This is a genomic window from Luteococcus sp., assembly GCF_043424415.1.
Taxonomy (GTDB): Bacteria; Actinomycetota; Actinomycetes; order Propionibacteriales; family Propionibacteriaceae; genus Luteococcus.
Window position 1 is genome coordinate 1 of sequence record NZ_JBHWOO010000020.1, and the last position, 9,415, is coordinate 9,415.

General features: G+C 70.7%; 13 protein-coding genes and 1 pseudogene. 8 read left to right on the top strand and 6 right to left on the bottom strand.

All coding sequences use genetic code 11. From position 1 onward, the window contains the following. A partial coding sequence (locus ACHFFZ_RS00855) for an FGGY-family carbohydrate kinase (protein ID WP_394274774.1) occupies positions 1-936 on the top strand: 936 nt, incomplete at its 5' end. A 61-nt stretch (positions 937-997) separates the two neighbouring features. On the opposite strand, the gene ACHFFZ_RS00860 is transcribed toward ACHFFZ_RS00855, so the two are convergent. From ACHFFZ_RS00860 to ACHFFZ_RS00875, 4 genes are all read right to left on the bottom strand, one after another. Further along, complete coding sequence (locus ACHFFZ_RS00860) at positions 998-2,023, bottom strand: GNAT family N-acetyltransferase (protein ID WP_394274775.1); 1,026 nt, start codon at positions 2,021-2,023, stop codon at positions 998-1,000. Then, positions 2,020-2,451 carry a hypothetical protein gene (locus ACHFFZ_RS00865; RefSeq protein ID WP_394274776.1) on the bottom strand — a complete coding sequence of 144 codons (432 nt, stop codon included), beginning with the start codon at positions 2,449-2,451 and terminating at the stop codon, positions 2,020-2,022. The genes ACHFFZ_RS00860 and ACHFFZ_RS00865 overlap by 4 nt, the downstream gene beginning before the upstream one ends. 77 nt (positions 2,452-2,528) lie before the next feature. Continuing rightward, positions 2,529-2,972, bottom strand: a complete 444-nt coding sequence (locus ACHFFZ_RS00870) for a low molecular weight phosphatase family protein (protein ID WP_394274777.1) — start codon at positions 2,970-2,972, stop codon at positions 2,529-2,531. Continuing rightward, on the bottom strand, positions 2,969-3,349 hold the full coding sequence (locus tag ACHFFZ_RS00875) for an ArsR/SmtB family transcription factor (protein ID WP_394274778.1): 381 nt from the start codon (positions 3,347-3,349) through the stop codon (positions 2,969-2,971). The genes ACHFFZ_RS00870 and ACHFFZ_RS00875 overlap by 4 nt, the downstream gene beginning before the upstream one ends. Positions 3,350-3,450: 101 nt before the next feature. Between ACHFFZ_RS00875 and arsD the strand changes: the two genes are divergently transcribed. Then, complete coding sequence (arsD, locus tag ACHFFZ_RS00880) at positions 3,451-3,858, top strand: arsenite efflux transporter metallochaperone ArsD (protein ID WP_394274779.1); 408 nt, start codon at positions 3,451-3,453, stop codon at positions 3,856-3,858. Between the two features lie 8 nt (positions 3,859-3,866). Next, positions 3,867-5,627: an arsenical pump-driving ATPase gene (arsA, locus tag ACHFFZ_RS00885; RefSeq protein ID WP_394274786.1), complete on the top strand. Its 1,761-nt coding sequence runs from the start codon at positions 3,867-3,869 to the stop codon at positions 5,625-5,627. Between the two features lie 8 nt (positions 5,628-5,635). Here arsA and ACHFFZ_RS00890 read toward each other — a convergent pair whose 3' ends face one another. Next, the gene (locus ACHFFZ_RS00890) at positions 5,636-5,830 is read right to left on the bottom strand and encodes an alpha/beta hydrolase (protein ID WP_394274780.1); all 195 of its coding nucleotides are present in this window, start codon (positions 5,828-5,830) and stop codon (positions 5,636-5,638) included. 28 nt (positions 5,831-5,858) lie between these two features. Continuing rightward, positions 5,859-6,404 (bottom strand): annotated as a pseudogene (locus tag ACHFFZ_RS00895) (alpha/beta hydrolase); the annotation flags it as partial. Here ACHFFZ_RS00895 and ACHFFZ_RS00900 point away from each other — a divergent pair. The 5 genes from ACHFFZ_RS00900 (at position 6,378) to ACHFFZ_RS00920 (ending at position 9,333) form a co-directional block, all read left to right on the top strand. Beyond that, positions 6,378-6,821, top strand: a complete 444-nt coding sequence (locus ACHFFZ_RS00900) for a MarR family winged helix-turn-helix transcriptional regulator (RefSeq protein ID WP_394274781.1) — start codon at positions 6,378-6,380, stop codon at positions 6,819-6,821. The pseudogene ACHFFZ_RS00895 and the gene ACHFFZ_RS00900 overlap by 27 nt on opposite strands. Beyond that, a complete protein-coding gene (locus tag ACHFFZ_RS00905) occupies positions 6,818-7,240 on the top strand; it encodes an organic hydroperoxide resistance protein (protein WP_394274782.1) in 423 nt (140 codons plus the stop codon). The genes ACHFFZ_RS00900 and ACHFFZ_RS00905 overlap by 4 nt, the downstream gene beginning before the upstream one ends. Beyond that, on the top strand, positions 7,240-7,734 hold the full coding sequence (locus ACHFFZ_RS00910; protein WP_394274783.1) for a glutathione peroxidase: 495 nt from the start codon (positions 7,240-7,242) through the stop codon (positions 7,732-7,734). Before ACHFFZ_RS00905 ends, ACHFFZ_RS00910 begins: the two co-directional genes overlap by 1 nt. After that, positions 7,731-8,582 carry a patatin-like phospholipase family protein gene (locus tag ACHFFZ_RS00915; RefSeq protein WP_394274784.1) on the top strand — a complete coding sequence of 284 codons (852 nt, stop codon included), beginning with the start codon at positions 7,731-7,733 and terminating at the stop codon, positions 8,580-8,582. Before ACHFFZ_RS00910 ends, ACHFFZ_RS00915 begins: the two co-directional genes overlap by 4 nt. A gap of 112 nt (positions 8,583-8,694) precedes the next feature. Beyond that, the gene (locus ACHFFZ_RS00920; RefSeq protein WP_394274785.1) at positions 8,695-9,333 is read left to right on the top strand and encodes an endonuclease; all 639 of its coding nucleotides are present in this window, start codon (positions 8,695-8,697) and stop codon (positions 9,331-9,333) included. The last annotated feature ends 82 nt before the right edge of the window (positions 9,334-9,415 follow it).

Genomic DNA, 9,415 nt, shown 5'->3' on the forward strand with positions numbered 1-9,415 from the left:
CCGTCCGCCGGGGCCGATGCCGGCAGCCTGACCGACGAGGGCGCACGCCTGCTGGACCCCAGTGGGGCGCTGCGGGCGGGGGCCCGGGTGGCGGCGCCGGAGGGCGACGCCGGCACCGGAATGGTGGCCACCAACAGCATCCGCCCCGGAACCGGCAATGTCAGCGCCGGCACCAGCGCCTTCGCGATGGTGGTGCTGGACCGTGAGCTGACGGGCATCCGCGAGGAGATCGACCTGGTGACCACCCCCGCCGGGGACCCCGTCGCGATGATCCACACCAACAACTGCACGGGAGACCTCGACGCCTGGCTGGGCATGCTCGGTGAAGTGCCGGGCCTGCTGGGGCAGGAAGTGGACCGGGAGGAGTTCTACCGTCGCCTCTTCGGGCACGCGCTGGAGGCGCCGGCCGACTGCGACGGCCTGCTGTCCTACAACTACCTGTCCGGTGAGCACCAGACCGGTGTGGCCACGGGGCGTCCGCTCTTCCTGCGGGGGCAGGACAGCGGCCTGAAGCTGGCCAGTTTCCTGCGGGCGCAGCTCAACGCGGCCTTCGCCGCGCTGGCCTGCGGCATGAAGGTGCTGCTGGACGAGGAGAAGGTGCCGCTCACCTCGCTCTTCGCCCACGGCGGCATCTTCCGCACCGAAGGCGTTGCGCAGCAGGTGCTGGCCGACGCACTCGACACTCCCGTCGCGGTGGGGGACACCGCGGGTGAGGGGGGCGCGTGGGGCATGGCCGTGCTGGCGGCCTTCGCCGCGCTCCCGGCGGCCGAGCGGGCGGACGGTCTGGCCGGGTACCTCGAGCAGCGGATCTTCGCTGACTCCCAAGTCAGCACCCTCCAGCCCCACGCCGACGGCGTGGCCGGTTATGCCGCCTGGTTGGAGCGCTATCGCAATGGGCTGGCGGTGGAGCGCCTGGCTGGGGAGATCGTGGCCTGACAGCGACTGTGGCTGGAGCCTCCCGGTCATGGGAGGCTCCAGGCCGTCGCGTCTTCTTGGCTCACGGGATTTTCCACCAGCTGTCGGGCACGTTCAGGGGGTAGTGCTCCACAGGATCTCCGGGCCGCCATCCCGTCGAGGCCAGATCCGCGGGGAAGTGCAGCGTCGTCTGCTCGAACTGCACCCCCAGACGGCTGAGCACGCATCGGCGGAGCTCGAAGATCTCGCCGGACCAAGAGTCACCCGCCCCCTCGCGACTGCCGGTGACGTGAGCGCTGTGCCATCGGTCGCCACGCCACACCTCGCGCACCGTGGTGGGCCCCAGCAGCAGCGAGCACAACCTCCCGATGTAGTCCGTGAAGACCCCTTCCACCTCCTCGTCGCCCTGGTCCGCGAAGTCCGGACCGGTGGCTGCCCCAGCCACGCAGCCCAGGTAGACCGACGCGGTGGGCAGCACGTCCAGCAGTGCCACCCGACGGGGATCTCCGGCCACCCGCAGGTGCAAACGCAAGGGCCGATCGTCGTCGCCGGGTTCCATGAGCCATTGCACCAACGGGTGGCGTTCCATGATCCGTGGCGTCATCACCGCCAGATGCTCGATGTCGGGGCGGAGTTCCTTGGTCATGACCAGCGCCGGTCGCCCATCGTGCACGCTCTCGGCAGCAACGCTGAAGCCCAGCGACTCATACAGGTGGCGCGCCGGAAGGTTGTTCTCGAAGACGTTGAGCGTGGCGCGCAGGCATCGCGCGAGCTCGGGGCTGTGCAACCGGGCATGCTCCAACAGCTCGGTGACCAGCAGCGTCCCCAGCCCTCGGCCCCGTTGTCCGGGATCAACGAGCAGCCGTCCCAGATGTACCGCACCATCGCGCAGCGTGAACGAGCCCGTCCCCACCAGATGGGAGTTGACCACCAGGGAGCGCACGTGCCACCCGTCGCCGGCAGTGTCCAGCAGGGCCTGTGGCTGCAGGGGGAAGGTCAACTTCGGCCCGGCGAAGACGAGCAGCTCCTCGGGGCTGCTGACCCACCGTGCCACGTGAGCGGCGTCGGCGAGGGTCGTGGGGCGCACTGCCGCAGGGCTGTTGCTCATGGTCGCCCCGCTCGCGGGGGTGGAGTCCGTCGGCCTCGCGGCAGGGCCCGCCCCGCCAGCTGCAGCGCCGCGAACAGGCCGACGGCCGGTGGCGCGCTGGCCAAGGTGTTGCCACGTCGCGAGACGTCCAACGGATCCGGCCAACCGGCCGTCGCCAGGCGAAGCCCCACCACGAGCCCGTAGGCCACGAGCAGGGCCTGTGCGATCCACGAGCGCCACCCCACGGGTTCGGTGCCGATGGTCAGCCCGCCAGGCCAGGCTCGCAGCAGCAGGCCGGTAGCCACGGTCGCCATCAACCCGGCGCCGAAGCCCAACTGCCACAGCTGGTCGGTGGCGTCGTGGGCGGCCCGGGCGGCCCAGGCCGCCAGCAGCCAGAACAGGACGGCGAGGAGCGCCACGAGCGCGAAGGCCCCCGGCCTCCAGGGCATCGCCACGGGCTGCGGGTGCTGCCCCGGGGGAGGTTGGATTCCACGGACCTTGGGACGGGCCATGGGACAGGCGGGTCTCAGCCGACCAGTTCGTCGCGCAGCGCCGCCACCCGACGCACCAGGTCCTCGCGGATCAGGTCCATCCGCTCGTCGCCCTCGATGCCGCGCGCCGAGGGCTCGTCGGTGCTCCAGGTCTCGATGCTGCCGCGCATCGGCTCGACGGGCTTCACCACGGCCTCGTCGCCGATCACCACGACGCGGTCGACGGTGCTCAGCAGCTGGGGGTCGATGGGTTTGGGGTGTTCGCCGTCGACGCTGGCGCCGACGCGCTCGACGCTGGCACGGGAGGCCTCGTTGAGCGTCGCGCCGGGCCGCGTGCCGGCGGAGTGCACCGCCACCTGGTCACCGCACAGCTGGCGCATCAGGGCGGCAGCCATCTGGCTCTTGCCGCCATTCTTCACGCACACGAACAGCACGCTGGGTCTGTCCTGCTGCTCCGGTGCGGGCTTCGTGCTGGTCATGGCAGTTCTCCCAGGAAGGTTCGCAGGGCCTCCAGGCCCTCGGGGCGGGGGGTGAAGTGGGCCCAACGGCCGCGCATCTCGCGATGCACCAGCCCGGCCTCCACCAGCTTCTTCAGGTGGTGCGACAGCGTCGGCTGGCTGACGCCGAAGACCTCGGGCAGGTGGCAGGCGCACACGCTGGAGCAGGAGCTGGCGGCGATGTGGTGGAAGATCCGCAACCGCACTGGATCTGCCAGCGCCTTGGTGAGCACCACCAGCTCCTCGGCGCGGGAGATCGGGATGACGGCGGGGGCAGGTCCGCACTCGGCGGTGCCCGGCGCGTCGGCGTCGGATGCCGCGGGAGGGCAGGACGTGCTCACGACGCTCTGGAGGGGCATGGCCACACCCTAGCGGGGCCGACGGGGCGGGGCATTGACTCTCGTCAAGACGTCAGCAATGCTCTTGGTATAGACATTCGTCGATACCACGTGGAGGACCCGTGCCCAGCATCCGCATCTACGAACCCGCCCTGTGCTGCAACACCGGCGTCTGCGGCCCGGAGCTCGACCAGGAGCTGGTCACCTTCACGGCCGACGTGAACGCGCTGCAGCAGCAGGGCATCGACGTGCAACGCACCAACCTGGCCGGCGATCCCGCCGCCTTCGCCGCCGAGCCCGCCGTGGTGGCCTTCCTGCAGGCCGCCGGCTCCGAGGGGCTGCCGCTCACTCTCGTGGACGGTGCCACGGTGCTCACCGGCCGCCACCCCAGCCGCCAGGAGATGCTGCGCTATGCCGGGTTGGCGCCCACCGACGACCACGCCGAGCTCCCGCTGGCTGGTGGCTGCTGCAGTGACGAGCAGGACTCCGGTTGCTGCGGTGGACAGTCCTCCACCAGCGGCTGCTGCTGAGCGCCGCCATGGTCCGCTTCCTGCAGGATCCGCCCCGCCACTTCTTCTTCACCGGCAAGGGCGGCGTCGGCAAGACCAGCATCGCCTGCGCCACTGCCGTGCACCTGGCGCAGCAGGGACGTCGCGTCCTGCTGGTCAGTACGGACCCGGCCAGCAATGTCGGCCAGGTCTTCGGTGATCGCATCGGCAACACCATCACACCGATCCCTGCCGTGCCCGGCCTCGACGCGCTGGAGATCGACCCGGACGAGGCTGCCGAGGCCTATCGACGCACCATCATCGACCCGGTACGCGCCATCCTCCCGGCCAAGGAGATCGAGGCCATCACCGAACAGCTGTCCGGGTCCTGCACCACCGAGGTGGCCAGTTTCAACGAGTTCACCGACCTGCTCGCCGACCCGCAGGCCACCGCGGCCTACGACCATGTCATCTTCGACACCGCTCCCACGGGCCACACCATCCGGCTGCTCCAGCTGCCCGGCAACTGGACCAGCTACCTGGACGCCGGCAAGGGCGACACCTCCTGCCTGGGGCCGATGGCCGGGTTGGAGAAGAGCCGCGCCACCTATCGCGCGGCCGTCGCAGCCCTCACCGACCCACGACGCACCCGCCTGGTGCTGGTGGCCCGCGCGCAGCACGCCACCCTGACCGAGCTTGGGCGCACCCTGGACGAGCTGGCGGGCGTGGGCATCGCCGCCACACACCTGGTGGTCAACGGGGTGATGCCGCCCGCCGAGCAGCCCGACCCCCTGCACGAGGCGATCGCCCGCCGCGAGGCCGCGGCACTGGAAGCCCTCGCGCCGCCGCTGTCCCTGCTGCCGCAGGACCGGATCGAACTCAAGCCGGTGAACATGGTGGGTCTCGACGCGTTGAGGGGCCTGTTCGACGCGCAGCAACCATCCGAGCCGATGCCAGGCCAGCCGGAGCCGGTCGGGCAGGAGACCGCCGAGCACCCGGGGCTGGGTGCGCTGGTGGAGGAACTGGTCGCAGGGGACCACGGACTGGTCATGACCATGGGCAAGGGTGGCGTCGGCAAGACCACCGTCGCCGCCGCCCTGGCCGTGGAACTGGTGCGACGCGGCAAGAAGGTGCTCCTCACCACCACCGACCCCGCCGCCCACCTCACGGCCACGCTGGCGGGCGAGGTGGAGGGCCTGGAGGTCAGCGCCATCGATCCGCAGCAGGCGATCGAGGCCTACCGTGAGCACGTGATGGACACCAAGGGCGCCCAGCTGGACGAGGACGGCCGCGCAGCGCTGGCCGAGGACCTGCTCAGCCCGTGCACCGAGGAGATTGCCGTCTTCCAGCAGTTCAGCCGTGCCGTGAACCGGGCCCGGCAACAGTTCGTCGTGATGGACACCGCCCCCACAGGCCACACCCTGTTGCTGATGGACGCCACTGGCTCCTACCACCGGGACATCACCCGTCATCTGGACGACGCCCAGCGGGGACGGATCACCACGCCCCTCATGCGGCTGCAGGACGAGGACCTCACCCGCGTCGTGGTGGTCACGCTGCCGGAGACCACGCCGGTGCTGGAGGCCCAGGGGCTGGCCGCAGACCTCGAGCGGGCCGGGATCCGTCCCTGGGCATGGGTGGTGAACAACTCGCTGTCGTCCGCGCGGCCCACCAGCCCCCTGTTGGACACTCGGGCCCAGGCGGAAGGACCGCAACTGGAGGCGGTCCGCTCCCGGGCTGCCCGGATGGCCGTCATCCCCACCCGGGCGCAGGAACCCACCGGCGTCGAGGAACTGGCTGCCCTGCTCTGAGCCCCAGCTCAGTCCGCCAGACACTGGCGCGGCTCGGCGGACAACTCGGCCAGGGCCTGCGGTGCCGCATGGTAGATGCCGGGGAAGGACAGGAAGCCGTGGGGCATGCCCACGTAGCTGGTGACGCGCGTCGGCACCCCGGCCTCGCGCAGCGTCCGGGCGTAGCGCAGCCCGTCGTCGCGCAGCGGGTCGAAGTCGGCCACCTGCAACCAGGGCGGGTGGCAGGTCCCGGTGGTTCTCCGCCCGCTGCGGGGAGGCATGGGGGTGGTGCCGTTCGGCCGGGTTGGGCACGTAGAGGTCGCGGTAGGCCTCCGCGTCGGCCTGGGTCAGCACCGGGGCGTCGACATTGGCCACCATGGACGGGCTCTCGGAGTCCATGTCGGTGGAGGGGTAGATCAGCCCCTGCATGGAGATCCTGGGCCCACCATGATCGCGTGCCATCAGCGTCAACACGGCGGCCAGGTTGCCGCCGGCCGAATCGCCCACGACTGCCAGGCGTGAGCCGTCGGCCTGCCACTCGTCGGCGCGCTCCACGACGTCCAGCAGCGCGGCCCAGCAGTCCTCGACGGGCACCGGCCAGCGGTGGGTGGGTGCCAAGCGGTAGTCGACGCTCACCACGACCGCACGCGCCTGACGGGCGATGGTGCCACCGATCCAGTCGTAGCCGTCCAGGTCTCCACTGACGAAACCGCCGCACACCACCCCGAAGGAGGATTGTGTCCAATTGAGTTGTGCGCAATCATTACTGTCATGGACGCCGACCTGGAACTCGACCACCAACTGTGCTTCGCCCTCTACGCCGCCGCTCGCGTGACGCAGGGTGCCTACCGCAGCGTGCTGGGCGAGCTCGACCTCACCTACCCCCAATACCTCGTGCTGCTGGCCCTGTGGGACCACGACGGCCTGGGCGTGCGTGAACTGGGGGAGCGGCTCCACCTCGACAGCGGCACCCTGTCGCCGCTGCTGGGACGCATGGAGTCGCGTGGAGTGGTCACGCGCCGACGCGACCAGGCCGATGCTCGCCGAGTCACGGTCCACCTCACCGACGAGGGCCATGGCCTGCGCTCTGCGGCCGGTGACATCCAACGCTGCCTCGGCGAGCGCGTCCACCTCAGTTCCGAGGAGATCCACATGCTGCACGACCTGGCCACCCGGCTGGTCGCCAACGCCACACCCGAAGGAGAAGCACGATGAACACCGTCTACACCGCCGAGGCACTTGCCACCGGCGCCGGCCGCAACGGCCACGTCCGCAGCACCGACTCGTTGGTCGACCTCGACCTGGCCATCCCGCGCGAGATGGGCGGCCCGGGCGGCGCCACCAACCCCGAGCAGCTCTTCGCCGCCGGCTACGCCGCCTGCTTCCACTCCGCCCTGCAGATGGTGGCCCGGGAGGCCAAGGCCAACCTGGGTGACTCCAGCGTCGGCGCCCGTGTCGGCATCGGCCCCATCGCCGGCGGCGGCTTCGGTCTGTCGGTCGAGCTCGAGGTCACCATCCCCGAACTGCCGCACGACGAGGCCCAGCAGCTGGCCGACCGCGCCCACCAGGTGTGCCCCTACAGCAATGCCACCCGCGGCAACATCGAGGTCACCGTCACGGTGGTGGACGACTGATGTCCACGCTCCACGACTTCACCGCCACCACCCTGCAGGGCCGCGAGCAGCAGCTGTCCGACTACGCCGGCAAGGTCGTCGTGGTGGTCAACACCGCCAGCAGGTGCGGCCTGACCCCACAGTTCGAGGGCCTGCAGAAGATCTACGACGACTACCGGGATCGCGGACTGGTGGTCCTGGGCTTCCCCTGCGACCAGTTCGCGCACCAGGAGCCGGGCAGCGCTGACGAGATCGGCGAGTTCTGCACCATGAACTACGGCGTCACCTTCCCGATGTTCGCCAAGGTGGACGTCAACGGCTCCGAGGCCCACCCGCTGTGGAAGTGGCTGCGCCAGGAGCAGGGTGGGCTGCTGGGCAGCGCCATCAAGTGGAACTTCACCAAGATCCTGGTGGACCAGCAGGGAACCGTCGTCAAGCGCTACGGACCCACCGCGGACCCCGACTCCCTGCGCGCCGACATCGATGAGCTGCTGGAGCGGGAGGTGGCGCGATGAGCACCCGAGCACTGGTCCTGGGTGGCGGCGGCAGCGCCGGCATCGCCTGGGAGAGCGGCCTGCTGCTCGGCCTGGCCCGCGCCGGGGTCGACATCAGCGCCCCTGACCTCGTGGTCGGCACCTCCGGCGGTTCGGTGGTCGCGGTCATGCTGCGCGCCGGGATGCTCACCTACCAACGCCTGGCGCAGATGATGCAGACCGGGCAGCGCGGTAGCGGGGAGGCCCTGGCCTTCGACGCGATGGCTTTCTACGAGATGATGCAGTCCGCCATCCAGGACGGTGGCGACCCGCAGGCCGCCCGAGCCCGGATCGGCGAGCGGGCACGCGGCCTGCAGGTCTCGCTCCCGCAGCAGGACTGGGTGGAGCAGATCGGCTCGATGCTGCCCGAGGACTGGCCCCAGGGCGCCCTGGCGATCACCGCCGTGGATGCCGAGAGCGGCGAGTTCACGGTCTTCAACAGCTCCAGCACCGTGCCCCTGGAGCGCGCCGTGGCCGCCAGCTGCACCGTGCCCAGCGTCTATCCGCTGGTGGAGATCGACGGACGCCTGTACATGGACGGTGGGATGCGCTCGTCCACCAATGCCGACGTCGCCGTCGGCCATGACAAGGTGCTGGTGGTCTCCTGCGGCCCCGAGCAGCCGGTGAATCCGGTCGGCCCGACGCTGACCGAGGCGATGCAGCTGCTGGACGCCCACGGCGACGCCCTGCTGCTGACGGGCGACGAGCCGAGCCTGCGCATCTTCGGCACCAATCCGCTGGACCCGGCCACTGTGGAGCCCGCCTTCGCGGCTGGCCAGGCGCAGGCCGAGGCCTGCGCTGCCGACGTCCTGTCCTTCTGGACGGACTGAGAGCCGGGTGGACCGGCCCGATCGGGGGCGGGTGGGCCGGTGACCCCGAGGGCGGGCTCCGCCCGGTGATGCCGTTGGCGTCGCCGGTCGGCCCGCTGGCTAGGCTGGCGGCGTGATCGATGATGCTGCCGGCCTGGCGGCGCGCCTGGTGCGCGAGCACGGCACGCTGTTCGCCACCGAGGCGGGCATCGAGCTGACCGACGAACCGCAGCCGCTGTGGCAGCTGCTGGTCATGGTCCAGCTGCTCTCGGCACGCATCTCCTCCGACGCCGCCCTCGCCGCGGCCCGCGAACTGTGGGCGGCGGGTTGGAGTTCCCCGCGGGCACTGCGTGGTTCCACGTGGAACCAGCGGGTCGCGGCGCTGGGCCGTGGTGGCTACCGACGCTACGACTTCTCCACCGCCACCCGCCTGGGCGCCAACGCTGACATGATCGACTCCCGCTGGGGCGACGACCTGCGCCGGCTGCGCGACGAGGCCGCAACACCCGCCGGGATCAGCAAGCAGCTCCAGGCCTTCGACGGTATCGGTCCGGTGGGCGCCTCGATCTTCCTGCGCGAGGTCCAGTCGGTCTGGCCGTCGGTCCGCCCGTATGCCGACAAGCTCGTCCTCAAGGGCGCCGCCACCGCAGGACTTCCCACCAACGCCGACCGGCTCGCCGCACTCGTCCCGTCGGAGGACATGGCCCGGCTCGCTGCGGCTCTGGTGCGCGTCGCGCGCCATGGACCCACCTCTAGCCTCGATCTTTCATAGGGCCCGGCTGACCGACGGTCCAGCGTCGCTGCCGGTCTCGTAGTCATGATTCTGGCATGGGGGTGTGACAAGGTCCCGCATG